The 25,095-nt window shown below is 50.9% G+C and carries 23 protein-coding genes; 11 read left to right on the top strand and 12 right to left on the bottom strand.

Features of this window, described 5'->3' with window-relative positions; all coding sequences use genetic code 11:
- Nucleotide 1: 1 nt before the first annotated feature.
- The 5 genes from ICL55_RS34130 to ICL55_RS34110 form a co-directional block, all read right to left on the bottom strand.
- Complete coding sequence (locus ICL55_RS34130) at nucleotides 2–697, bottom strand: LytR/AlgR family response regulator transcription factor (RefSeq protein WP_188106392.1); 696 nt, start codon at nucleotides 695–697, stop codon at nucleotides 2–4.
- Nucleotides 687–1,796 (bottom strand): sensor histidine kinase, encoded by a 1,110-nt coding sequence (locus tag ICL55_RS34125; RefSeq protein WP_188106390.1) that lies wholly within the window; start codon nucleotides 1,794–1,796, stop codon nucleotides 687–689. Before ICL55_RS34125 ends, ICL55_RS34130 begins: the two co-directional genes overlap by 11 nt.
- Before the next feature lie 21 nt (nucleotides 1,797–1,817).
- Nucleotides 1,818–2,849, bottom strand: coding sequence for a S41 family peptidase (locus tag ICL55_RS34120; RefSeq protein WP_188106388.1), 1,032 nt, complete (start codon nucleotides 2,847–2,849; stop codon nucleotides 1,818–1,820).
- 91 nt (nucleotides 2,850–2,940) lie between these two features.
- Nucleotides 2,941–3,852 carry a helix-turn-helix domain-containing protein gene (locus ICL55_RS34115; RefSeq protein ID WP_188106386.1) on the bottom strand — a complete coding sequence of 304 codons (912 nt, stop codon included), beginning with the start codon at nucleotides 3,850–3,852 and terminating at the stop codon, nucleotides 2,941–2,943.
- A gap of 21 nt (nucleotides 3,853–3,873) precedes the next feature.
- Complete coding sequence (locus tag ICL55_RS34110; RefSeq protein WP_188106385.1) at nucleotides 3,874–4,596, bottom strand: SDR family NAD(P)-dependent oxidoreductase; 723 nt, start codon at nucleotides 4,594–4,596, stop codon at nucleotides 3,874–3,876.
- 369 nt (nucleotides 4,597–4,965) lie between these two features.
- Here ICL55_RS34110 and ICL55_RS34105 point away from each other — a divergent pair, with 369 nt between their 5' ends.
- The 6 genes from ICL55_RS34105 to chrA all read left to right on the top strand — a co-directional run bounded on the left by ICL55_RS34105 (nucleotide 4,966) and on the right by chrA (nucleotide 13,945).
- Complete coding sequence (locus ICL55_RS34105) at nucleotides 4,966–5,808, top strand: chromate resistance protein ChrB domain-containing protein (protein ID WP_188106383.1); 843 nt, start codon at nucleotides 4,966–4,968, stop codon at nucleotides 5,806–5,808.
- An 82-nt stretch (nucleotides 5,809–5,890) separates the two neighbouring features.
- Nucleotides 5,891–7,063, top strand: a complete 1,173-nt coding sequence (locus ICL55_RS34100) for a chromate transporter (RefSeq protein WP_188106381.1) — start codon at nucleotides 5,891–5,893, stop codon at nucleotides 7,061–7,063.
- A gap of 36 nt (nucleotides 7,064–7,099) precedes the next feature.
- On the top strand, nucleotides 7,100–8,479 hold the full coding sequence (locus ICL55_RS34095; RefSeq protein ID WP_188106379.1) for a TolC family protein: 1,380 nt from the start codon (nucleotides 7,100–7,102) through the stop codon (nucleotides 8,477–8,479).
- 17 nt (nucleotides 8,480–8,496) lie between these two features.
- Nucleotides 8,497–11,646 (top strand): efflux RND transporter permease subunit, encoded by a 3,150-nt coding sequence (locus ICL55_RS34090; protein ID WP_188106377.1) that lies wholly within the window; start codon nucleotides 8,497–8,499, stop codon nucleotides 11,644–11,646.
- Nucleotides 11,627–12,733 carry an efflux RND transporter periplasmic adaptor subunit gene (locus tag ICL55_RS34085; protein WP_188106375.1) on the top strand — a complete coding sequence of 369 codons (1,107 nt, stop codon included), beginning with the start codon at nucleotides 11,627–11,629 and terminating at the stop codon, nucleotides 12,731–12,733. Before ICL55_RS34090 ends, ICL55_RS34085 begins: the two co-directional genes overlap by 20 nt.
- Before the next feature lie 75 nt (nucleotides 12,734–12,808).
- Nucleotides 12,809–13,945: a chromate efflux transporter gene (gene chrA / locus ICL55_RS34080; protein ID WP_188106373.1), complete on the top strand. Its 1,137-nt coding sequence runs from the start codon at nucleotides 12,809–12,811 to the stop codon at nucleotides 13,943–13,945.
- 58 nt (nucleotides 13,946–14,003) lie between these two features.
- Here the strand turns inward: chrA and ICL55_RS35355 are convergent, their stop codons facing one another.
- Nucleotides 14,004–14,702, bottom strand: a complete 699-nt coding sequence (locus ICL55_RS35355) for a hypothetical protein (protein ID WP_246496849.1) — start codon at nucleotides 14,700–14,702, stop codon at nucleotides 14,004–14,006.
- Between the two features lie 63 nt (nucleotides 14,703–14,765).
- The gene (locus ICL55_RS35350) at nucleotides 14,766–15,284 is read right to left on the bottom strand and encodes an epoxide hydrolase N-terminal domain-containing protein (protein WP_246496847.1); all 519 of its coding nucleotides are present in this window, start codon (nucleotides 15,282–15,284) and stop codon (nucleotides 14,766–14,768) included.
- Nucleotides 15,285–15,478: 194 nt separating this feature from the next.
- On the opposite strand from ICL55_RS35350, the gene ICL55_RS34070 reads away from it, so the two are divergent.
- Entirely contained in the window at nucleotides 15,479–16,039 is a 561-nt protein-coding gene (locus ICL55_RS34070) for a hypothetical protein (protein ID WP_188106371.1), read from the top strand.
- A gap of 14 nt (nucleotides 16,040–16,053) precedes the next feature.
- Here ICL55_RS34070 and ICL55_RS34065 read toward each other — a convergent pair whose 3' ends face one another.
- Nucleotides 16,054–16,455: a 5-fold beta-flower protein gene (locus ICL55_RS34065; RefSeq protein WP_188106370.1), complete on the bottom strand. Its 402-nt coding sequence runs from the start codon at nucleotides 16,453–16,455 to the stop codon at nucleotides 16,054–16,056.
- Nucleotides 16,456–16,624: 169 nt separating this feature from the next.
- On the opposite strand from ICL55_RS34065, the gene ICL55_RS34060 reads away from it, so the two are divergent.
- Complete coding sequence (locus ICL55_RS34060; RefSeq protein WP_188106368.1) at nucleotides 16,625–17,500, top strand: DMT family transporter; 876 nt, start codon at nucleotides 16,625–16,627, stop codon at nucleotides 17,498–17,500.
- A 28-nt stretch (nucleotides 17,501–17,528) separates the two neighbouring features.
- On the opposite strand, the gene ICL55_RS34055 is transcribed toward ICL55_RS34060, so the two are convergent.
- The 4 genes from ICL55_RS34055 to ICL55_RS34040 form a co-directional block, all read right to left on the bottom strand.
- Complete coding sequence (locus ICL55_RS34055; RefSeq protein ID WP_188106365.1) at nucleotides 17,529–18,359, bottom strand: hypothetical protein; 831 nt, start codon at nucleotides 18,357–18,359, stop codon at nucleotides 17,529–17,531.
- Nucleotides 18,360–18,476: 117 nt separating this feature from the next.
- Entirely contained in the window at nucleotides 18,477–19,829 is a 1,353-nt protein-coding gene (locus ICL55_RS34050) for a DNA/RNA non-specific endonuclease (RefSeq protein ID WP_188106363.1), read from the bottom strand.
- A gap of 42 nt (nucleotides 19,830–19,871) precedes the next feature.
- A complete protein-coding gene (locus ICL55_RS34045) occupies nucleotides 19,872–20,273 on the bottom strand; it encodes a nuclease A inhibitor family protein (RefSeq protein WP_188106360.1) in 402 nt (133 codons plus the stop codon).
- 186 nt (nucleotides 20,274–20,459) lie between these two features.
- Nucleotides 20,460–21,722, bottom strand: a complete 1,263-nt coding sequence (locus ICL55_RS34040) for a family 16 glycosylhydrolase (protein WP_484484288.1) — start codon at nucleotides 21,720–21,722, stop codon at nucleotides 20,460–20,462.
- Nucleotides 21,723–21,859: 137 nt separating this feature from the next.
- On the opposite strand from ICL55_RS34040, the gene ICL55_RS34035 reads away from it, so the two are divergent.
- From ICL55_RS34035 to ICL55_RS34025, 3 genes are read left to right on the top strand one after another with little or no spacing between them, the layout of a single operon-like run.
- Nucleotides 21,860–22,666 carry a helix-turn-helix domain-containing protein gene (locus ICL55_RS34035; RefSeq protein WP_188106356.1) on the top strand — a complete coding sequence of 269 codons (807 nt, stop codon included), beginning with the start codon at nucleotides 21,860–21,862 and terminating at the stop codon, nucleotides 22,664–22,666.
- 60 nt (nucleotides 22,667–22,726) lie between these two features.
- The gene (locus ICL55_RS34030) at nucleotides 22,727–23,218 is read left to right on the top strand and encodes a GNAT family N-acetyltransferase (protein ID WP_188106354.1); all 492 of its coding nucleotides are present in this window, start codon (nucleotides 22,727–22,729) and stop codon (nucleotides 23,216–23,218) included.
- Nucleotides 23,218–25,002, top strand: coding sequence for a DUF885 domain-containing protein (locus ICL55_RS34025; RefSeq protein ID WP_223151688.1), 1,785 nt, complete (start codon nucleotides 23,218–23,220; stop codon nucleotides 25,000–25,002). The genes ICL55_RS34030 and ICL55_RS34025 overlap by 1 nt, the downstream gene beginning before the upstream one ends.
- Nucleotides 25,003–25,095 lie beyond the last annotated feature (93 nt).

Raw genomic sequence — 25,095 nt, 5'->3', positions numbered from 1 at the left:
GTTAATTAATCAGCCGGCTGTTGATCAACCGGACCACCTCCTCCTTGTATGTGGGGCCGATAGGCACCAGCTGTCCGTTTGACAGCGCAATGGAGCCGCCTTTCAGGCCGACAATATGTTTTACCGCCACGATACTGGATTTCTGTACACGGCAAAAATCCCGGCCCGGGAGCTGTGCTTCCAGGTCCTTCAGGTTCAGGAGCGTCATTGTTTTCGTAGGGCCATGCCAGATAGTAACATAGTTCTTGGCGCCTTCTATCTGGATGATATCGGCGATGTTGATTTTCTCCAGGCACCCTTTCACGCCGGTTTTCACAAAAAAATGATCGTCTTCAGCGCCGGGATTTTGTTCCCTGTATTTGTTCACTGCCTGTAAAAACCGTTCATACCTGACGGGTTTCACCAGATAGTCCACCACATTCAGGTTGAAGGCCTCTACCGCGTAGTGGGCATACGCCGTCACAAAAATAATGGGGGTCTTTCCTTTCTGATATCCGGCGATCTCCAGTCCATTCAGCAGCGGCATCTCTATATCACAAAAAATCAGATCAACCTCCTGCTGCATGCAGTAGCGGACCGCTTCCCCACTATCGGAGAAGGCGGCCAGCAATTCGAGCGACGGCGTCATGTTGATATAATATTTCATCACGTCTATCGCAGCGGATTCATCGTCGATCACAACAACTTTAATGGCCATTACGCAGTGTTAGTTTAATAAAATAAGTGTCCGTAGTGTCTTCTATCAGCAGATCATGATCCTGGCCATAGGCCATCCGAAGCCGCTCCTTCATATTGGGAATACCCACTTTGGTAGAAGGGAGGACCGCCATATGACGGGGCTTCTTCTGATTTTTACAACTAAACACCAGTTGATCGGCAGTTACCTCCAGATGGACCCGGATGGGCTGAAGGGCGTCAGTGGCATCCGCATGTTTGACGGCATTTTCGACCATGGTAATTAACGCAAAAGGGATGATCCGACGGCCGCTTATCACGCCTGTCTGCTCAAAGGTGGCATAAAACCCCACACCAAAGCGGAGTTCATTCATCTTTAAAAACTTCCCGATGTATGCCACTTCATCTTGCAGTAAAACCTTTCCATCCCCTTCCATGCTGTGAGCGTCAAACGCATACCGCATAATTTCAGACAGCGTAAGAATGCCCTCCGAAAGTTCTGCTGAATAGGGAAGCGACCTGGCATACAAATAATTTAGCGAGTTAAACAAAAAGTGAGGGTTCACCTGCGCCTTCAACAGCTCATACTCCGCCTCCCGTTTGTCCAGCTCCAGTTGTTTGTTTCTTTGGGTGATGTCGTTGGAGATCGCCACTTTGACGATGATGACCGTTAACACGGTGATGATCGTTACTCCCAGCAAAATATCCGAAGTAAGTGCCAATGGGTTGTTGATAAAAACATTAAACGTCTCCCGATAAAAAAAATAATTAATCCCCTGATCTATCAGCAGGTACAGCGCAAACAACAGCCCTCCGGTAGCCAGGAATACAGATAACCGGGCTTTGCAGGCCGACAAATAATAAAACAGGTTGAAGACCACAAAGCAGAGCCACGACACCAGTACACAGGACAGCAGCTGCTGCAACAGATAAGTCCAGCTGGATATCCAGTTAAGAAAACCGGCTTTCAGTACAGGGTCTGTCAGGTGACTGTTGACATAATATGTTTTGGCATTAATCACCAGTTGCAGCACGGCCAGCCAGCCGACAATTTTCCAATAGGAAATTCTCGGCTGGCGGATGATCTTTTTTATACTTTCGGCAATGGCTATCGCTGGCATATCTCGTTTTTCGCTACCCTGTTATTTACCTGTAGCGAACCAGCTGATGGCAGCCAGCACGCTTTTATCGTTGTCCAGGTGCTCAAAATCAGCCCCGTCAGGAACCAGTACATCGGGGGCTACGTCCACCATGTATTTCTTTCCGGTTTTGTCTTCTGCCCAGGCTGTTGACAGGCTTAAAGTAACATCTTTTCTTAAGAAAATAGTTTCATTGCCGGTAATCTGTCCTCTGGTGGGACTTCCAAAGAAGCGGGTATGACTGCTCCCTTTGAGCGCGATGGCCGCATGTTCTCCTGCACTGGTGGTGTAGCCGCTTATCAGCACGGCCACCTTCGGGGTTTTCTTTGGCCTGCAAAGATTTTTCAGTTTTGTCATCTGCAGGGTATCATAAAACAGATTTCCCTCTTTTAGCCGCATTTCTTCCCGGGCATTTCCGCTTGTTGAAAAAGTGAAACAGCGGCCATCCGGCAATACGGACGCCATTCCGCCGATAAGCGCAGGCGTGCTTCCGCCGGTATTCAGCCGCAGGTCGATGATAAGCCCCTTGAGAGGTTTGCGTTGCAGCGTACACAGTGAATCTGATATATTTTGGGCGATAGCCGTCATTTTTTCGATCGCCACCTGCATATCTTCTGTGGCTTCAATGCCTGCGGCCGGTATGGAGATGTAGCCGTAGTTACCGGGCAGCATGGCTATACGTAAACGGTCATATCCTTTTTTAACAGCCTCCCGCATTTCCGGGGTGATTTTACTGTTGACAAACGCCCACGCATCCGGGTTGCCATTTACTTTTCCTTTGTACGACATGCTGCTGTGCATATCTTTGAGGGCCTGCATCAGCGTGCCGAAAGTAGCCAGCACGGCCTCCGCGCTGTCAGCTTTGGTGACGTCCAGCCGGCTGTACATGATGGGGGTCAAAGAATCCCAGTTAACGCGTTGCGTATAAACGGACCGCTCTTTTACCAACGTAAAAACGGTATCAAATAAGGTTTTCTGCGCGTATAGTGTGGAAGCGCAAAAGGACAACAGTACACAAAAAAAAAATTTTCTCATCCGGTGTTTTTTTAAGCCGCTAAACTATTTAGCGACATGCCTTCCGGCAATTTATTTACACCAAATGAAGGATTCCCGGTACCAAAAAGGATTATCCCAAAGACTGTCTGAAGGCCAGTGGAGAGAGGTTGGTCTTCGCTTTAAAAAGCTTACTGAAAGACTGGGAGTGCTCAAAGCCCAGCTCATAGGCAATTTCGCTGACCGTCAATGTTGTCCCGATCAGTTTCTCTTTTGCCTTTTCAATTAATTTTTCATGGATATGTTGCTGTGTATTTAATCCGGTAGTGACTTTCAGTAGCGTGCTGAGATAATCAGCAGACAGGTTCAGCTGCGCGGCCAGATAGTTGACGGTAGGCAGGCCTTCCTGATGTGTATGCTCAAAATATTCATCCAGCAGGGTTTCCAGCTTTTCCAGCACCTGATGATTGGCCACTTCCCGCGTCAGGAACTGCCGTTGATAGAAACGTTCCGCATAACTAAGCAGCACTTCTATCTGGGAGGCAATGATCTGCTGGCTGAACTTATCGATGTTGGCCTGATACTCCCGCTGGATATTCTGTACGATGCCGGTCAGCACCGCTTCTTCTTTTTCAGAAAGAAACAGCGCCTCGCGGACGGAATAACTAAAGTATTTGTATTTCTTAATCTGTTGCGCCAGCGGCAGGTTCCGGAAAAAATCCGGATGGATCAGCAGCATCCATCCGGATTTCCCGGGCTTCTCCTGTTTTATTTCTATCCTGAACACCTGTCCCGGTGCGATGAAGAACATGGTGCCCTCATCAAAATCATACTGCAGCTGTCCGTATTTAAATTTGGCGTCAAATCCTCTTTTCAGCGCAATAAAGTAGAAGTCGTATACCCAGCTGATATCGTTGATCCCTTCAGGGAGTTTGACATCATTATAATCCACCAGGCTTATCAGCGGATGTTCCGGGGCTGGTAGCCCACGGGTGCGATGATAATCACTGACTGACTTTAATCGTTGAATGTTGTTGTTTGTCATGAGCCAAATTTTAGCGGTGGGTTACCAGGATACCTCTCCGCCGTCTTTGAAGAATCTGCCGGTCACCGTTCTGTCTGTGGACAGGGCCAGTGCTACAATGGGCTTAGCGCCTTCAGCTACTGTTTTAGTCCCGGTAAACCCGTTCAGGCCGGTGGCCGTATGGCCGGGCGTAACACTGTTGACCGTAATATGCTCGTCCCGCAGTTCGTTGGCCAGCATGGCTGTAAAAGCATTCACTGCTGTTTTGGTAGCGCCGTAGCCGGAATAGAGGGTCCAGTTGCCACGCCTGTCGGGGCTGCTGTTCATCGTTAAGGAGCCTACCTCGCTCGATACATTGATAATCGATGGTGTAGCAGACGCCTTTAATAAGGGCAACATGATCTGTGTGGTCTGCACCATGCCGAAGAAGTTTGTATCAAACAGGTGGCGGAGGTTTTCCATGCTGCCATCCGCCAGTCGCTGCGGCTGCTCTCCCGCAATGGCGCTATTGTTGATCAGCACGTCCAATGAACCGGTCTGCCGACTGATGGCCTCCTTTGCCCTGTTAATAGTGTCCACATCGGTCACATCCAGCTGGACGGCTGCTACATTAGCGATGCCGGTGGCTTTCAGTTCATCCGCCGCTTGTTGTCCGTTAGACAGGTCACGGCTGCCGATATATACAAAACAACCCTGCTGTGCCAGCTGTCTGGCTGTCTCCAGTCCGATGCCCTTGTTGGCACCGGTAATTAAAACGGTCTTCATACTATTCAAATGTAAAATTAAAAAATCCGGTGGAACTATGTCCGATGCAAATATCCGGAGGGTTGCAGGCGTAGGTGTAGCCTAATCCTGTCAGTTTGTAGTCAAATACCGGAATGGTTTAAATACCATCAGCACAGGTCGTACCATCCACGATCAGATATTCACAAAATACTGATTATCAATTCTATGAGAGCATACTATTGTAGTATCGTTTTAGTATCGTTTTAGTATCCTTTACCTATCCTTTAGGTATCTCCCTTGTAAGCCCGCAGCGTACGATCTGAAGACCGATGCTTTTTTATCTGCACAGAAAAACCGGATTTGCCGAAACCGCACTAAATTACAGGTCCATGTAAACCATCAGCTATTATGAAGTGGATCACCCGCGAGCGCCCTAAGATTGATCGTATTGCCTGTCCATGGCTGATAAAAAGATTTGTGGACGAAGCCGCGGAATTTATCTACGTCCCCTTTGATCAGGTGATTACCAGAGCGGAGGCCGAAGGTGCCATCCCTTTCGACGTGGTGGGCGTGGAGTATACGCACTATGAAGACCAGTGCACGTTTGATTACATCATTAAAAAACATGGCATCAACGATTCTGCCGTGCTGAGCATGGCCCCTATTGTCAGGGGCGCGGACACCGACCGCCATGACCTGGCCGCTCAGGCTTCCGGGCTGTGGGCCATCTCCGCCGGGCTGGCCTATAATGAATCAGACGACACCGCCTTACTGGAAAAAGGGATGATGTTGTATGACGCCCTTTACAGCTGGGCCAAATATCTCCAGCATGTCAAACATACGCAGCAGCCATTTGAACAGCAGCTGATCGACATCTTCAACAAATTTCTTCAACAGGAAAAAGATAGCAGGAAGGTACCCGGCTGGGCGAAAGAACTAAAAGAGATCATTCAGGACCAGATAGACACCAACCTGAACCTGAGCCTGAAAGGATTATCTGAAACGCTTCAGGTACATCCGGCTTACTTATCGCGGGAGTTTTCAAAGTACTTTGATGATTTATCATTTGGCGACTATATCCGTAAACTGCGGATAGATAAAGCCATTCAGCTGTTGAGCACTACAGACCATTCGCTGACTGAAATCGCCTATCTCACGGGGTTTTCAGACCAGAGCCATTTTACCCGGATCTTCAAGAAGTTCACTGGTAAAAGTCCTTCTGTCTATAAAAAAGGGCTGGTAAAAAAGTAAAAATCAGACCAAACCTTATCATTCGTTCTATTTTTTGGGCGTCGTTCGCAGGAACTTGCAGGTGTACAAACATCTCCAAAGAATGGACAGTAGTAAATCAACTATACCGTATAGTCTTCGTGACCTCATCGTCTATTTTCTAAAACTGGGCACCTGGGGTTTTGGTGGTCCTGTGGCCCTGGCCGGATACATGCACCGCGACCTGGTTGAAAACAAACAATGGATCAGTGAAGAGGACTACAAAGAGGGGCTGACACTGGCTCAACTGGCGCCCGGCCCACTGGCGGCGCAGCTCGGGATATACATGGGTTATGTTCACTACCGGCTGTTGGGCGCTACCCTTGCCGGGCTGGCATTTGTACTGCCCTCCTTTTTTATGGTGGTGGCCCTGGGCTTTATCTATGTCCGCTGGCAGGGCATTCCCTGGATGCAGGCCGTCTTTTACGGTGTAGGCGCTGCCGTTATTGGCATCATTGGCATGAGTGCCTGGAAGCTGACACGTAAATCCGTCGGCGGCAACAAAGTACTGATAGCGATTTACGTTGTTACGGCCGCTTATACAGTATGGCAGGAAAACGAGAACATCTGGTTGTTCCTTGGTGCGGGGGTGCTCTACTGGCTGTTAAAGGCCCCTCCTGCCCGGCTATCCTTTCCCCGGAAAGGAACGGCCATTACCAAGTTACTGGCTCCTTCCGCACTACTGAATATCACCAACGCCACATCCGGGAAAACACTTTGGCAAATACTTTTGTATTTTACTAAAGCAGGGGCCTTTGTATTTGGCAGCGGGTTGGCTATTGTACCCTTCCTTTATGGAGGCGTGGTCAAAGAATATGGCTGGCTGAATGAACAGCAGTTTGTAGATGCCGTGGCCGTAGCCATGATCACGCCCGGTCCGGTGGTGATCACCGTAGGGTTTATCGGATATCTTACTGCCGGCTTCCCCGGCGCCAGTGTAGCGGCCTTCGGGACGTTTTTCCCGTGCTACCTGTTTACGGTGCTGCCAGCCCCTTATTTCAGAAAGTATGGCAAACACCCCGGTATCAGGGCTTTTGTAGACGGTGTTACCGCAGCCGCGATAGGGGCTATTTCGGGCGCCGTCATTGTGCTGGCGAAACGGTCGCTCGTGGATGGTTATACGATAGCCATCGCTGTGTTAACCGCTTTTATCCTCTGGCGGTTCAAAAAGGTACCGGAACCGGTCATTATCGCAGTGGCAGCTGGTATAGGACTGCTGGTGAAAACGATTTCTTAATATAAATATAGATCGCTATATAAATATATTTGATGCATGAATGTTTCCTATAGAAAGCTAGTCACCCTGAGCAGCATCGTGTTATTCTCCCTACGTGTCTATGCGCAACCAAAATCGCTGCACATAAAAGACATGCTTTCCCTTGTACAATCCTCCCAGCCACAGATGAAGGCTTATGCCGGGCAGGCGAAGAGCAGTCAGTATGGCGTTAGCCTGGCAAAGAACACCCTGCTGCCGGAAGTCAATGTCGGCTATCAGGCCGGATATGCGACCTACAACAATATCACCGGCATGAGTTATCCCGGACTGATACTGCCTATCAGCGGCCCTCCTTCTGCCGGCAATAGCTACGATCCTGTGCCGGGTACCGCTGCCGGGGCCATGCTCAGATGGAACCCGCTCACTTTCGGTCAACGCAGCGCTGCCATCGAAAAGGCAAGCGCCCAGTATAAGCTGGCCAACAGCACCTATAATGATGCGCTGTTCCGTCAGCAGTATGCAGCAGTGTCCACCTACCTGGATGCGGTGTACCTGCAAAAACTCATACGTACCTATCAGGCTAATATTGACAGGACCAAAGCCGGACTGGAACAGTCGCTGGTATTTACGCGACAGGGATTACGCCCCGGCATAGACACCACCCAGTTCCAGGCAGCGCTGGCACAGGCTACCACAGACCTGCTGATTGTTCAGCGGCAATACTTTGCGCAGATAACAGAACTCACCAGGCTAACGGGACTGCCTGATCCGCCGGCCAACCTGGTGCTGGCCGACACCTCCCTGCTTAGTCAACTGCCGCTAACGGCCGACACGACTGCCGGCCCGGCGGGCAATCCTGTTTATGAATATTATCAGATGCGAAAAGAGGTAACAAAATCTGCGCTGAAAGAAGTGGACCGTATCTGGAGACCGAAGCTCGACCTGTGGGCCAATGCCTATGCAAGAGGCTCCGGCGTGAAAGCCGATGGCACCATCGATAAAGCGGATGGCTGGTCGCTTTCCCGCAAGAACTACGGCGCCGGCGTCCAGCTCAGTTTCCCCATCCTCCAGTTTTCTGAAGTGCACCTGAAAAAGAAACAATACCAGGCGATGGTCAAAGCGGACGAAGCTCAGCTGGACCAGATAGCGTTAAACCTGCAAAAGCAGAAAGAGACGGCCCGCTACAATTATGACCAGAACATGCTGATCACAAAGCAGGCCGTGGTACAGTCGCAGGCAGCCCGTTTTGCATTTGATGGCCTGCAACTCAGCTACACCAGCGGCCTGATTGATTTCACACGGTTGATACAGGGACAGTACGACCTGCTGAAGGCGGAGACCGGAGAAGCCGGCGCATACCTACAGGCATGGCGGTCGCTGTTGGACATTGCCGTGGCAAACGGCCAGCTGGCCACCTTTACAGACAATCTGAAATAAAGCTATAAGTAAGTATTATGAAGCTAATCCGTTCGGCATTGCGGCATCCTGTCACCATCCTGGTGGCGGTCCTGGCGATTGTGTTTTTCTCCTACCTCTCCATCCGGCAGGCCCGGGTGGATATTTTCCCACGGCTGGGATTACCGGTGGTGTATGTGGCGCAGCCCTATGGAGGCCTGTCACCGGAACAGATGGAAGGTTTTGTCACCTCTTACTACGAATATCACTTCCTGTATATCACGGGTGTAAAATCCGTAGACTCAAGAAACATACAAGGGGCGGCCATTATTAAAATCGAATTTAATGAAGGCACCGATATGAGCCAGGCGATGGCGGAGGTAGTAGGGTACGTGAACCGCGCCAGAGCATTTATGCCGCCGGGCACCGTACCGCCATTCGTTACCCGTTTTGATGCCGGCAGTGTGCCGGTGGGACAACTGGTGTTCAGCTCTGACAGCCGCTCCCTGAGCGAGATATCCGACCTGGCGCTGTTCCGCGTACGTCCTATGTTCTCCACCTTACCGGGCGTATCTGCGCCCCCACCGTTCGGCGGTAATCAGAAAACAGTGCTGATCACGGTAGACCCGGACAAACTGCGCAGCTATAACCTGTCGCCCGACCAGGTGGTGCAAGCCATTGCGAAATCCAACACCATCTCCCCCGCCGGTAATGTACGCATCGGGGACTCGACGTACATCACGCCACAGAACAGTGTGATCGAATCGTTGCAGGACCTTCAGAATACGCCGCTGCAACCGGGAGCAGGAGCAGCCGTGTATATAAAGGATATCGCCAATGTCAGTTTAGGCGCCGACGTTACGACCAGCTACGCGCTGATCAATGGGAAACGTTCCGTCTACATTCCTGTGACCAAAAGAGCGGATGCCTCCACATGGGATGTGGTGCAGCGGGTGAAAGCCGCGCTGCCGGACATGCAGGCGGCGATACCTTCCGATATAAAAGTGACCTACGCATTTGACCAATCCGGCTATGTGATCAATTCCTTACAAAGCCTGTTGTTTGAAGGCGGACTGGGAGCGGTCCTTACCGGTCTGATGGTGTTGCTGTTCCTTGGCGACAGGCGCAGCGCGCTGATCGTGATCATGACCATCCCGCTGGCGCTCTTATCTTCTGCCATCCTCTTATACCAGACGGGGCAAACGATCAACATCATGACCTTAGGTGGTCTGGCTTTGTCTGTTGGTATATTGGTGGACGAAGCCACCGTGACGATAGAGAACATTCACCGGCATATGGAAGCCGGGAAAACCAAGGCCCGCGCCATTGCAGATGCCAGCATGGAGATCGCCGGCCCTAAGCTGTTGATCCTGCTGAGCATTCTGGCGGTATTTGTTCCGGCGATGTTCATGAACGGCGTACCCAGGGCCATGTTCATGCCGCTGTCGCTGGCAGTGGGTTTTGCGATGATCGCCTCGTTTATCCTGTCGCAGACATTCGTTCCGGTAGTCGCCAACTGGTTGTTTAAACCCTCATTGCCCGAACAGGAAAAAAAGGAACGTGGATTTTTTGAAAAACTAAAACAGCGTTATGTCTCCGCCGGAGCGCGCCGGAAGGGCGCCTTCAGATGGAGCTCCCTGCTTTTTCTGCTGATATCCGCAGCGTTGGTGGTACTGCTCTTCCTATTTACCGGCACGGAACTTTTTCCGCAAACAGACAGCGGACAGGCACAGGTACGGTTACGATTACCCGTCGGTACCCGCTTTGAGCGCACAGAAGACGCCACCAGGAAATTATTGGCGCTGACAGACAGCATCGTCGGAAAAGAGCATGTAGCCATTACCTCTGCTTTTATCGGCACACAACCTTCCAGCTATCCGGTGAACTACATCCATCTGTGGACCAGCGGTCCGCAGGAAGCAGTGGTGAAAATAAAGTTAAAACGGGGCGTGATGCCGATCGCCACTTTCCGGGAAAAGCTAAGAGCAGCCGCTGCTACAGCCATCCCCGGGGTGAAGCTTTCTTTTGAGCCGGGAGATATGGTGGAACAAGTGTTGAACCTTGGCAGCAGTAATCCGATAGAGATTGCTGTCGTCAACAAAAATCTGGCTGAGGGTAAAAAGACCGCCACTCTACTCCTTAAAAAGTTGTCATCTATTTCCGCTCTTCGTGATCTTCAGATTGCCACGCCACTCGACTATCCCGTTATCCGGCTGGAACTGGACCGTGTAAAGGCCGGTCAGCTGGGGCTTACCAGCGATCAGATCACCCGTTCTGTTGTTGCCGCCACCTCTTCCAGCCGTTTTACCACGCCCAACTATTGGCTGGATAAAACTACCGGCACCGCCTATCAGGTACAAGTACAGTATCCCGAGTTCAGGATGAACAGCACCAGTCAGCTGGAAGCGATACCCGTTTCCGGTGGCAACGGCAATACCCATTACCTCAGTGAAGTGGCCTCCTGGAAACGTACATCGATGCCCGGCGAATACGACCGCCTCAATCAGCAACGTTATATCACCATCACGGCGAATGTGCACCGGCAAGATCCGGGCACGGTATTCAAACAGGTAAAACATGCTATCAGCAGTATGGGCCAGTTGCCCAATGGCGCTAAAATCATCCTGCGTGGCCAGCCTTCCCTCCTGCAGGAAACGCTGAACAGTCTTCAGTTTGGCTTATTGATCGCCATACTGGTGATCTTTCTGGTGATGGCTGTTTACTTCCAATCCTTCCGGGTAGCCATTACCACTTTAGCGGTAATACCCGCTGTGGTGGCAGGCGCGCTGTTGTTTTTATATCTGACAGGCCACTCACTGAACATACAATCCTACATGGGCACCATCATGGCGGTGGGCGTAGCCATTGCCAACGCCGTGCTCTTTATTACCAATGCAGAACATTACCGGAAAAATAGTGTTGACAGTCCGCACCTGCAGGCGGCGGAGCATCGTCTCCGTCCTATCCTGATGACCAGCGCAGCGATGATCGCCGGGATGGTGCCTATGGCGCTGGGATTGTCGGAAGGTGGCGACCAGACGGCGCCACTGGGCATCGCCGTGATTGGCGGCCTGCTATTTTCCTCCATCAGCGTACTGTTCTTTCTCCCTTCCATTTACCAGTGGATAGTTGGAAGGACACCCTACCAACCTGTATCCCTTGACCCTGACGATGAAAAAAGTATTTATCATGACAAAAACATTCAATAACGATATGCGGACCATCGCTTCTCTCGCTTTGCTGTTCCTGATTTCAGCCTGTGGCCATTCACCCGCACCGACAGCTGGTGCTGATACCCCGGCATCGGACACCGTGCCGGTATTCATCCTGAAACAGGACACGCTGAAGAAAACAGCAGAATTCCCCGCAGAACTGGTGCCTTATGAAAATGCGGAGCTCTTTGCCAAAGTACAGGGCTTCGTCAGGGAGATGAAAGTGGACATGGGCGACCGCGTCAGGAAAGGGCAGGTACTGGCGGTGATTGAAGCGCCGGAAGTCAACAGCAGGCTGGCGGAATCAGAAGCCGCGGTGCAGGCAGCGAAGGCTAAATGGATATCCAGCAAGGACCAGTACGAAAGGTTATATCGGGCCTCGCAGGCCAACACACCCGGCATTGTGGCGCCGGTAGATCTGGAGCGTAGCCGTAATCAGATGCAGGCCGACAGCGCCACCTTCATTGCCGCCGGCAAACAGGCACAATCCTACAAAGCGGTGTCAGGGTATCTTTATATCATAGCGCCCTTTGACGGCGTGGTGACTTCCCGTAAAGCCGATCCCGGTTCACTGGTAGGCACCAACGCCATGCTGCTGACCGTGCAGCATAATAACGTATTGCGCCTGCGTGTAGCCGTTCCCGAAATATATGTAGCCACCGCGGGTAAACTTCAACACATCGACTTCCGCGTGGATGCCTATCCGACAGAACGTTTTAAAGCAGTCCTCACCCGCAAATCTGAAACCATCGACCCCAACACCCGCACTGAATTGTGGGAGTTTAAGGTAGACAATAGCGATCACCGGCTGAAAGCAGGCGCTTTCTGTTATGTAAAAATTCCGCTGGAGAGAAATGGGACCTCGTTCGTGGTGCCATTTTCAGCAGTGGCCACCACACAGGAAAAGAAATTTGTCATCCGCGTAAAAGACGGACAAGCCGAATGGGTGGATGTCCGCCAGGGCATGACGGTGGACGCAGGCGTGGAGATATTTGGTAACATCTCCGCAGGAGATACCCTACTGAATAAGGCAACAGACGAAAGGAAACCAGGCAGCACCGGCCTTTGGACAATAAAGAAATAACTTCCCACACATCAGTTTGATGGCAGGCGTGTAATGGTTATATTTACAAATACCTCCCATCAAACTGATCGTGTAATGGAACACCAGGAAGACCCGATAATCCAACGACTGAAAGAAGTGGCTTTCTCCACCTTCAAATTAGGCTGTATTGGTTTTGGCGGCATCGCCGGGATGGTGGCCACCATCGAAAACGAAATGGTGGTAAAGCGCAAATGGATCGATCACCAGCATTTCATGGACGTGCTCAGCACCTCCTACATTATACCGGGTCCTAACGCCGTGGAAGTGATCATGCATTGCGGCAAAGAGCGGGCAGGCCGGCTGGGCCTCATCGTAGCCGGCGTATGTTACATCTTTCCGGCCATGGTGATCTGCCTGTTGTTTGGATACTTCTATCAAAAATACAGTGCCTTACCTGATGTGCAGGGTTTCATTTACGGCCTTCGTCCTGCCACCACCGCGCTGGTCATCGCCACCGTCTTCCGGTTGTCTGCCACCACCCTGAAACGTAACACTACACTGATTATCCTCTGCCTGCTGGTTTTTGCAGGCTCCTGGTATGGTTTGAATGAAGTGCTACTGATTATAGGCGCCGGCGCATTGAATTACATCGCTCACCGGATGCGCCATACAATCGCCTCCCGGAGCGGCTGGTTGGTGGTACCGGCTACACCAGGCGCCAGTGCCTTTTCCAGTTTAAAACTGTTTTCCATCTTCCTGAAAATCGGCGCAGTATTATATGGCAGCGGATATGTTTTGTTTGCCTACATGGACGAGTCGCTGGTCCGGAAAAATCATTGGCTCACGCGGCAACAGCTGATGGACGCCATCGCCGTAGGACAGATAACCCCCGGCCCTATCCTCTCCAGCGCCACCTTCGCAGGGTACCTGATCCATGGCCTTTCAGGCGGTGTGCTGGCCACCATCGGCATATTCCTACCCTCTTTCTTCCTCTCTTTCTTTCTGCACAAACTATTATCGTCCGCCCGCAAAAGCGACCGGCTCCGGGTATTTCTGGACGGCCTTAGCGCCGCTTCCATCTCCATCATTGCAGTAGTAGGGATACACCTGTTGATTTCGTCCACAGAGCACTGGCGCAGCGCCGTGATACTGGCCACCTGCCTTGCGATCACGCTGATATGGAAAAAGCTGAGCACCGTGTATGTGGTACTACTGGGCAGTCTGGGTGGATTTTTGTTGTTACATATATAACGAACAGGTGCCGTTAATGATACTAACGGCACCTGCTTTTTTGAGATTGATTTGTTTATTAACGAAGCGATTTAAACGCCGCCCGCAGTTCTTCTGCATACAGTTGCGGCTCTTCCCATGAGGCGAAGTGACCGCCTTTATTCACCTCATTGAAATAGGTAAGCTTCGGATAGGCGCGCTCTGCCCAGGTTTTCGGCGCCTGATAAATCTCACCGGGGAATACCGTAATGGCCACCGGTACTTTGATATCAGCCGTTTTTTGTTCTACGGCATTGAAGTTATTGTTGTTGTTTTCCCAGTACAGCTGCGCTCCGGAAACAGCGGTGTTGGTCAGCCAGTACAAGGTGATATCATCCAGTATTTCATCTTTTGTCAGTGACTTCTGGGCATTTCCGCCGCTGTAAGTCCATTCGTTCATCTTATCCAGGAAGAAAGCGGCGAGGCCTACCGGTGAATCTGCCAGGCCATAGCCCAGTGTTTGCGGACGGGTGACCATCATACCGGCATAACCGCCACCTTTGGTATAGAGTTTATGCAGTGACTCAAAAGCTGCTTTTTCTTTAGCGGACAAACCAGCGGGCGCCGCTCCTCCTTCTTTCAGCACTTTGGCTACGTCAGCAGGTACCGTTGCGGGCATATTCACGTGAATGCCCAGCAATCCTTCCGGCGCCTGCCTTCCCATGGCATCTGCAATCACAGCGCCCCAATCGCCGCCCTGCGCTACGTAATGCTGATAGCCCAGTCGTTTCATCAGCACGTCCCAGGCAGCGCCAATTTTTTCAGGTCCCCAGCCGGTAGTTTTGGGTCTTTCGGAGAAACCCTACCCCGGCATCGATGGGATGACCACATCAAAGGCATCTTCTGCTTTACCGCCGTATTTGGTGGGGTTGGTCAGCGGCTCAATGGCTTTCAGTGCTTCGAACACGGAGCCCGGCCAGCCGTGGGTGATGATCAGCGGCATCGCGTTCTTGTGTTTGGAACGAACGTGTATGAAGTGGATGTCCAGGCCGTCGATCCTGGTGATGAACTGCGGCAGGGCATTTAACTTACTTTCTGCCTTGTGCCAGTCGTAGCCGTTTCCCCAGTATTTAACGAGGGTCCGGAGCTGGTCCAGTTGTATACCCTGCGACTGGTCCGCCACCGTTTCTTTCTCCGGCCACCTGGTAGTGCTGATCCGTTGACGGAGATCTTTCACCTGTTGCTCAGCGATCGCCACATGATAAGGACGGATAGCCGTTGACGTTATATTGGAGGAACTTTGTGCAAAGGCCGTGGTGGTGGCCAATAACAATAATCCGGTTGTTATCTTGTTTTTCAGGGAGATGTTTTTGTTCTTCATGATGTCTGTTATTTTATTGGGTTTAATTGATTACTGAACCCAAAATAACAGCAGGCAACGGGCTACATCAATGACGACATCGGCGGAGTGGACTAAAACAGGAGTGAATTAGACAATCCCGGCCATGAATAATATTTACCCGAAAATTTTTCAACGGAAATATATACATTGAGAATATTTTTCTACCGATACCTATGAATAACATCTCGTTCCACACCGCCGCGTTTATTAAAACCCTTGTATTCTTTTTGATATTGACCGTACTCTGGACGTTTGTCTGCAGGGCTATGCCAGACCCTGGCGCTGTCCTGGTTTTCCTGACCGGCCTTGGATTTCTGGTCCTTTTTCCGGTATCCATCTATGTGGGCATGGGCAGAAAACAACTAAAGGCATTAGTGACCACACTGGTAGCCACCATGCTCGTGTTCGCGGTAGGAACCTTTATTATCTTCCCGCTGGTTAGCTTAATAGCTGATGCTACCGCTTTGTATGCGGTGGTAAATTCCTGCTTTGTGGCCGTTGTTATGACACTGGTATTCGACAAATGTTATGGCGTGAAGTTCAGGTACTTCACAATGGGGCTGATCTTTGTAGCATTGCTGCTGGCGTACTACCTGCTCGATCAATACAAGGATGCATCAGATATGCTGTTTGGCATCCATCCCCGGCTCGTTATGTTCAATATTTTTCAGGGACTGCTGCTTATTCCGCTGGCGCTGGGCATAGCCACGGGCAGCTCCGAAGAGGCCAACTAATTCACACCAGCTGATCAGAAATCAAAGAAGAAGAAAATCAACGCCGCCCATTCCTTTTTAACGCCGGAAGCAGACCCCAGGCTGCTGTGGCTCCAGTTCTGTACATCGCCATTGTCCTTAATGTAACCGATAGTGCTATGGTTATAGTCTTTCACGGTGCCGTCTTTTTTTACATAGCCCACGGTAGAATGGTTGCTGTCTTCGATGCGTTCTCCCCGGACATAACCGATGATCTTGTAGCTGGCCGCTTCCACCGTGCCATCGCTTTTAACACGGCCCACGATGCTGTAGCCGCTGCTTTTGATGACACCGTCGCTGTTGACGGTAAACCGGGTGCTGCCGCCGGTGGACTTGATCGTTTGGGCGGTTGCCCATCCGTTATAGAGTAAAATACTTATCAGGATAATTTTTTTCATGAGCAGGTGTTACGGGATGTGTTATCATTACAGTATCAAAGTAAAGCATTTTATGATAAAAATACCGGTTCCAACTGTGCCCGTACAAAAACACAAAACTGGTACCGTCAGCATCTGCGCCTGACCGCTAATTTTGCAGTATCAAATTGTAAACCAGTATCGAATTCATATGGGTATTTCAAAGGAAGGTAGCCAGGGAGGCTGGCTCAATGGTTTTATCGGCGTGGTATTGTTCAGCGGATCGTTGCCGGCTACGAGAGTAGCGGTACTGGAGTTAAATCCTGTTTTTCTGACGGTGGCCCGCGCCTCCAATGCGGGCATACTGGCTGTGCTGGCCTTGCTGCTTTTTAAGGAAAAACGGCCATCGCGGGAACACATTATTCCACTGGTGATCGTCGCCCTGGGCGTGGTGGTGGGGTTTCCGCTGTTGACAGCCATGGCACTACAGTATATTACTTCCGCCCACTCTATTGTTTTTTTGGGGCTGCTGCCTCTTTCTACGGCCATCTTTGGCATTATCCGCGGCGGTGAACGTCCGCGGCCGGTGTTCTGGGTTTTCTCTGTGGCCGGCAGCCTGCTGGTAATGGGCTATGCGGTATCACAGGGACTAACGGCGTCGCCTATAGGTGATTTGCTCATGGTGGCAGCGATCATCGTTTGTGGACTGGGTTATGCGGAAGGCGCTAAACTGACCCGCATATTAGGCGGCTGGCAGGTGATCTCCTGGGCGCTGGTGCTGGCATTGCCGGTGATGTTGCCGCTGGCGTTTATATATATGCCGTCATCTTTTGAGGGGATACACGGAGATACCTGGGTGAGCCTGGCCTATGTCTCCTTGTTCAGTATGTTCATCGGTTTTATCTTCTGGTACCGTGGACTGGCGCAAGGCGGTACCGCCACGGTAGGGCAACTGCAGCTGTTACAGCCGTTTTTCGGACTGGCGCTGGCCGCCACCCTGCTACACGAAGCTGTCAGCATCGGCATGCTGGCCGTTACGGTGGGCGTTATCCTTTGTGTGGCGGGGACTAAGAAATTTGCGAAATAACTGTACGTTCAATACCAGACCAACCTGATCATCTTCTACGACATATGCTCCGGGCAATATCCTGTAACAGACCGGCCTTTTCCCGGAGCATCCGCAACTCTGCCGTACTTAGGTTATGGCTAAGCCGATAGTAGTCATAATAGCTAATATCGATACCCCTGTTAATAAGGAGGACCGGATAGTTATCCGGGCTATGGTCAGTACTAAAAACCGCAGCCAGATCAGCGGAAAAGACCTCACAGATTTTCCTTAAAGTACTTATATGCTGCTCGCGGGGGATTGTTCCCCAATACCAAAATAATACACCATTGTAAATATGTATCACTCCCTGGTAGAGCATTAACAGCGCCAGGTACATATCATTTTCCTCCAGGTACTGATCGGCGGTGTTCAGCAATTTCCCGGCCGTGGCAGACCAATATTCATATTCCACTGCAATTTTCTTCTCTAAAGCGGTCTTTTCTTCTTCTCCTAATTCTATTACTTCTACCAGCGGAATAATGCCGGCATCGAAGAGACAGGTCCCTTCCCGCACCATAGAAGAGAAAAAAGGGTTGGCCTCTTTCAACCGGGCATTTACAAATTCGATGCTGTGGATAATGGTTGTTACAGGTGTATCAAACTGACAGCTGTATTTAATATCATTATTCAGCCTGTATTCAGATTTGTTTTCACCGTTTGCCCCGGTAACGATCAACATCACATCTTGTTGCACTACCTGCACATCAAGCCAGCCACTGATGCTACAGGGGTCCAGCAGTATAATTTTTTCAACGGCAATAGCATCAATAACGCTTTGTACCATCCGGGCCAACTGTCTGATTTTATCGGGGGGCAAATGATCAAGGGTAATTTTCAACGCAGGCGAATTTTAAAGATAAGATACGATTTATTTTTATGAGTGTTAAAAGGAGCCCTAAAAGATAAGGGGCCATCAAGACGGCCCCTTATCCAATGTGTTACTATTGTTATTTCCTCACGGATCGATCCGGGTTTCCAGGCTGTCTTGCAGCGATGGGCGCAGGTTTGACAGCAGGTTGTAGCCGGTGGCGCTTTCGATGTCGCGCACCGTTGTTTTATACTGGGTCCAGTCGGTATTGATATCGTTGCGGTTAGGCGTGTTGATGGCAATCACGCGGGTATTGCCGTTGATTCTGTTCAGGTCGTTGCTGCCATCAGGGATGACTACCACTACTTTCCAGATGTTGGCGGGAACGGTCACATGACCGTTGTCGATGGTAGTGGTTACGCCACCCAGTGAACCGGTACCGCCCTGGCCGTAAGAACCGCAGATAACGAATACTTCGTTGCCGGCCTTCACGAGATCACGGGTATAGTTTTCCAGGTTAGCCCAGGTTTTCTGGTTATTGTTCGGCGCCTGTGGCATCATGTTGGTCATCAGGAAAGTAGCGGAGTTAGCGTCAGCGGTAGCTGTTCTGTCGGCTGAAGGGCAGTTGTGGCCACGATCAAATCCGGAACCGGAATAGCTGCTGTTCTGCACCTGATACCAGCCTGCGGGCAGGTCGGTGTCGGCGCGGAAGTCGTTGGTGCGGGAAATGCTGCCAAGGTCGGCCGACTGGATATGCCAGCTCACCCAGTTAGGGGTACCACGGTCGCGGCTATAGGATAAAGTATAGTAAGATTTTACCATCAGGTAGTTGTTCACTACTGACACATCAGCGAGTGCATTGCTGGGGTTGCCCAACAGCAGGTTGTTGTCGTCACCGGGATCGGTGCCGCCACCACCGCCGGTGCTGCCGGCTGTGATGTTCACATCGTCGATATTGATCCTGTTAGTGCTGCCGGAAGTTTTACGGATGGAGATGCGCAGGTTGCCGGTTGACTGGAAGGTGAACGTGGCCGTTTGCAGGCTGCCGGAAGTAGTGATGGTATTACCCTGTTGTGTCCAGGTCTGCCCGTTGTCGGCAGATGTCCACAGCTGCCAGTTGCTGTTGGCATCGGAGCCATAGGTACCGTGTTTAACGGTCACGGTTACACTACCGGCGGTACTGGTGCTGCTAAAATTAGTGGTGATGCTACCGGTGTTTCTGATACGGACAGATTTAGCACCGTTTTTCAGGTCGCCAGCGAGGTTGCCGATCAAGGCATCGTCCATAGACCAGGAGCCGCTGCTCAGCGTTACGTTGCCGAGGGCATAAGCTGTTTTAGTACCCGATTCAAAGTCTTCATTAAGGATAACGACGGATTCTGTAACAGCGGTACGTGATTTCTCAATGTCCAGGGGCTGAAGGTCAGCTTCCTTTTTACAGGCAGTCAACAACAAACCGCCCAGGCAAATGAGCATACAATGCCTGATGAATTGTTTCATAATTCAGGTTTTTTAAGGGTTCTGTAATATGTGGAAATTGGCTTACGATTCTATCGCTGTGGTCACCAGCGCTACGCAGGTATCATCCGGTTGATGGCAAACGATGTACACCGGAATACTGGTGCCATCTTCCACCCGGACAACCTGTATGCCGGTAAAATGTTCTTTCAGAAACTGATGCAGGACTTTGAATCTTTGTGCGTTTTCTACAATGGGTGCGTCGTTTGGATCTGGTGCGCTCTCTACTTCGTTGAAAAAATCTGTTGGACTGATGGTCTTTACTACGTTGGGTTCAACCTGATGGCGGGTGGCGATCTTACCGGTTATTTCAGCTACCGGGACCCTGCCCCACGACTCGATGGTCAGTGGGTTCTCCGATTCGCTGTAATATAAAATGCCGGTGGTCTTGGTGGTTAGGTTCTCTAATAAAGTATTTTTGCTCATAAAATGAAATTAGCGATTCCTGATAAACTTTTTCAGCTGGATAAGAATGGTAACAATACTTTAATGTGTGATAACAAACAGATACAGCTAAGATAACAGGAATTAACAAGACTAAAAAAAGAAACGGCCGGATAAAGGCCCGGCCGTTTCTTCTGACGGACTGTCATCATCACCCCTGTCTCTGAATTAATAGCGGAATGCTTCCCATCCCGATATGGCAGACCTGTTACAGGTCATCGGTTGTGTGCCATTTTCGCTGGACACATACAGCCCATTATTGCCTCGCAGGGAGAAGGTGCCATCAGCATTTGCTATCCAGTCGAACTTCTCCCAGTCGCCCACACTGGTACGGTTACACGTAATAGGCTGCGCACCGTTTTCGGAGGACACATATTTCCCCATGCTTTTCAGGGCTACTTTTCCGCCGCCGGCATCTTCCACCGCGAACTGTTCCCATGCCTGGGCAGTTGCGCGGTTACAGTTCATGGCCTGTGTACCGTTTTCCCCGCTGACATAAGCATTGTTAACCCCTTTCATGGAAATGGTGGAGCCAATCGGCGCACTGCCGCCGCTGTTGGTCATGGCGTATACCCGCACATAGTCGACATACATGCTGGCCGGCAACTTGCTCTCATCGATAGTTTGTCCGGGGAAATCACCGCCGACAGCGAGATTAAGGATGATAAAAAATGGATTGTGAAAAGCGCCTGTATTGTTGATGTTATTGAGAATATTGCCCTCATGGAACTTCACACCGTCAACGTACCAGCGGATGGCGCCCTGGTCCCACTCTACCGCATATACGTGATAATCGGTAAAGGAAGTGGTGGTAGTGCCGCCGTAGGAAGCGTGCCCACCGGAGAACCAGTGCATGGTGCCGTAAATGGTGTTGCTGGTGTTTACCTGTTCCATAATATCGATTTCGCCGCATTGGGGCCAGCCTACTGAACCGATATTATTGCCCAGCATCCAGAATGCCGGCCACAGCCCCTGCCCGGAGGCGAGCTTAATACGCGCTTCTATACGTCCGTAGGTGGTGGTAAAACGCCCCGCGGTATTGAGCCGGGCCGATGTGTACGGCCATCCGTTCACGGATTGTTTCCGGGCTGTTATCACCAGATTGCCATTGCTGACCGTAGCGTTGGCTGCCTGGTAATATTGTTTTTCGTTATTACTGGTATTGGGCCCTGTTTCAAACTGCCATTTGCTGCCATCAACACTGCTGCCGTTAAACTCATCGGACCAGATCAGCTGATAGGCCTCCGTAACGGCCGTTTTACTGCCGGCAGGTGGCAGGGCCTCTTTGTCTTTTACGTCTTTCTTACAGGAAGTTAATGCGGCCAGTACAAGCACGCTAACGTGGAATAATAAACGTTTTGTTTTCATGGAATTTACAATTATGATGAATAAATGCGGGGTGATGTCATCGTGGGTTTCATATATGCTCAAAATCGTCCGGGACCGGGTAACTTACCTTGACAATTTAACCATTTCAAATGCACTGCTACTGCATTCGGGGATTCCGGCCGGTCGGATGGTTTGCATTCTCTGATAACTTCTTTACTTTTAAGGTTCAATCAGTGGATATGTCAGGTTCTGTTCCGGTTCAGCTTGCAGAGGGTACTTACGTGGGCACGAAGGTGAAAGAGCGCGCTTTCGGCGCCGTCATCACCAGCGAAACCTCTTTTGTGCCCAATATGGCGTCTGACTGGCATTTCCACGTAAACCCCCACTTCTCCCACATACTGGAAGGCGGCAGCAGAGAAGTGAGGAAAGGCGGCACCGACCGGCAGTATGCCGGCGCCGGACTTTATTACTATCCCGGTGTGGCGCACCAGAACGTGGATTATCTCCCGGGCACCCGTATTTTTAATATGGAACTGACCGAAGATTTCTTTAAGACCTATGGTTTATCGTGCCCGCCGCCGTCCCTGATGTTTGGCGATAAGTTTCAGCTCAATACCAACGGCCTTGTCCGGATCATGAAAGAACATTATCTCCATGATGCGGCGGCGGCCCTGGCGGTGGACCAGCTCTGCGTTGACCTCATTGCGCCCTGCCAGCAGGATTTCCACTGTTACCCCGAGTGGACGGAGAAAATAAGGGATATTATGCATGATCACTGGGACACGCCACTATCATTACCGTTTCTGGCGGAGCAGCTGGACCTCCACCCGGTCACCATCTCCCGTTACTTCTCCCGCTATTTCGGATGCTCCGCAGGAGAATATCTCCGGAAAATAAAAGTCGAACGGGCCATCTCCCTGATAAAAAAAGAACAGGTGTCGCTCACCGGCATCGCCTATGAGTGCGGGTTTACCGATCAGGCCCATTTCACCAAAACCTTCCGGCGTATTACCGGTATGCTCCCCAACCAGTACAGAAAAATCTAACTGCCACAAAAGGTTAATCCCGTACAATTTTAGCAGTAACCGGCTGCTTAGTTTTGTGGCATGACAACGACGAGTAAAATCAGGCCACTGCAACCGGACGACAATCAGCAGCTGGGCACCATCATACGCCAGGTGTTGGAGGAATTCAGGGCCAACAAACCCGGCACCGCCTATTTCGATAAAAATCTTTATGAACTATACAGCGCTTTCGCCATCCCCAATGCCGCCTACTGGATTGTAGAAGTAAACGGCAGCGTGGCTGGCGGCGCCGGTATCTTCCCGGTACCCGGACTGCCGCCCGCTCACTGCGAACTGGTAAAACTGTACCTGTTGCCCGAAGCCAGAGGCCTCGGCCTGGGGAAACAACTGATAGCACAATGCCTGCAATCTGCCAGGGACCTGGGATACAGCCACGTATACCTCGAAACACTGCCCGAACTGGAACAGGCCATCCCACTGTATGAGAAAATGGGATTTAAATATTTACCCGCACCATTGGGCAGCGCCGTTCACTTTGGCTGCAGCATATGGATGATAAAAGAAGTACAATGATGAAGAGAAAATTAATGACCTGCCTGCTGATACTGGCCACCCTGTTATGTACCACAGCTACCTACGCACAGCAAAACAACCCACGGCTGCAACAGTTGTTTGACCGCTACTATGCAGAGCGGATGCCGCTGTTCCCGTCTGAAGCCACCACCGCCGGTTTCCATCAGTACGACGACCGCCTCGCCATCGAAGGCAGCGCGCCTTACCTGGCCGCCACCGAAGCATTTTACCGGAAATATCTACAGGAGCTGAAAAAATTTGACAAGGCCGCATTGAATCCCGGCGACAGGATCTCCTGCGATATTCTCACGTATACCTTGCAATCCGCCCTGGAGGCCCTGTCGCTGCACCTGGAATATCTGCCCATGAACCAGTTTGTGTCCACGCCGCTGGAACTGGCATCCTTTGGCTCCGGCGATGGCGACCAGCCATTTAACACCGTGAATGATTATGAAAACTGGGCCAAACGGATGACCGCATTTATGGACTGGACAGATACCTGTATCGCCAACTTCAACAAAGGCATACAGGCAAAGGTGGTATTGCCGAAAGCACTGGTGAAACTGATGATACCACAGATGGAATCGCTGGCAGCAGAAGATACCACCAAAAATATCTTTTATAAACCCTTATCGAAATTCCCGGCATCCTTTACGGCGGCCGACAAACAAAGGATCACCGCGCTATACCAGGTAGTGATTAGCACTAAAATGCGGCCTGCCTATGCGAAGCTGGCGGCCTATCTGAAAGACCAATACCTCCCCGCCGCACAGGAAAAAGCAGGGCTTTTTGCCGTACCAGGCGGAGACCGGATCTACAACTATTACGTCCACTCCTTTACCACCACGCCAGACCTTACCCCGGAGAAAATATACCAGACAGGATTAGCCGAAGTGGCCAGGATACGGGCGGAGATGGAGCAAATAAAAACGCAGACAGGTTTTAGCGGCAGCTTACCGGAGTTTTTCACCGCGCTGAAAACCAATCCCCGCCTGATGCCTTTTAAAACACCGGAAGAAGTACTGGACGCCTATCGGGCCATCTATCAGAAAGTGCTGCCGCATATATCACAGCTATTTGGTCATCAGCCACTAACGCCAATGGACGTACGCAGAGTGGAAGCCTATCGGGAGGCCGCCAGCGGAGGCCCTTTCTACATCAAGGGAAACATCGCTGAAAAACGTGCCGCCATCCTATACGTGCCGGTACCCGATGCCACAAAGGTGAATGTTACCTTTTACGGCATGGAAGCCACCTTCCTGCATGAAGGGATACCGGGACATCACTTTCAGATCGCCTTACAGCAGGAAAACAAGGACATTCCCGCCTTCCGCCGGCAGCCGACTTTCAGCGCCTACTTTGAAGGGTGGGCACTATATGTGGAATCGCTGGGAGAACAACTCGGCTGCTACACCGATCCGTATCAGAAAATGGGGCGGCTCAACAACGAGATCCACCGCGCCATCCGGCTGGTGCTCGACGTAGCTATCCACACCGGTAAAATGGCCCGCGAAGAAGCCATTGATTATATGATGGCCAATGAATCCGTTAGCAAGGCGATTGCCACGGCAGAAGTAGAACGTTATATGGCCATGCCGGGACAGGCATTGTCTTACAAAACAGGGGAAATCAGATTAAAAGCACTGCGGGACAAACTGGCCGCGCGACTGGGCGCCCGCTTTAATCTGCGCGACTTCCACGATGCGCTGCTGGCATATGGTGATATGCCATTACAGGTACTGGAAAAATATATGAACAACTGGGCCGCTCATTACCAAAGATAGTTTTAGCAATAGACAAGCAAGCCTAATAACAAGAGGCTGTCTCAAAAGTAATCTGAAGGCACTGAGAATATCGTAAACGAAAACTCTCTCCAC

This window comes from Chitinophaga varians (assembly GCF_014529945.1).
GTDB lineage: Bacteria > Bacteroidota > Bacteroidia > Chitinophagales > Chitinophagaceae > Chitinophaga > Chitinophaga varians.
The sequence above is the reverse complement of the archived record's forward strand: the minus strand, read 5'-3'. Positions and strand labels throughout refer to the sequence as shown.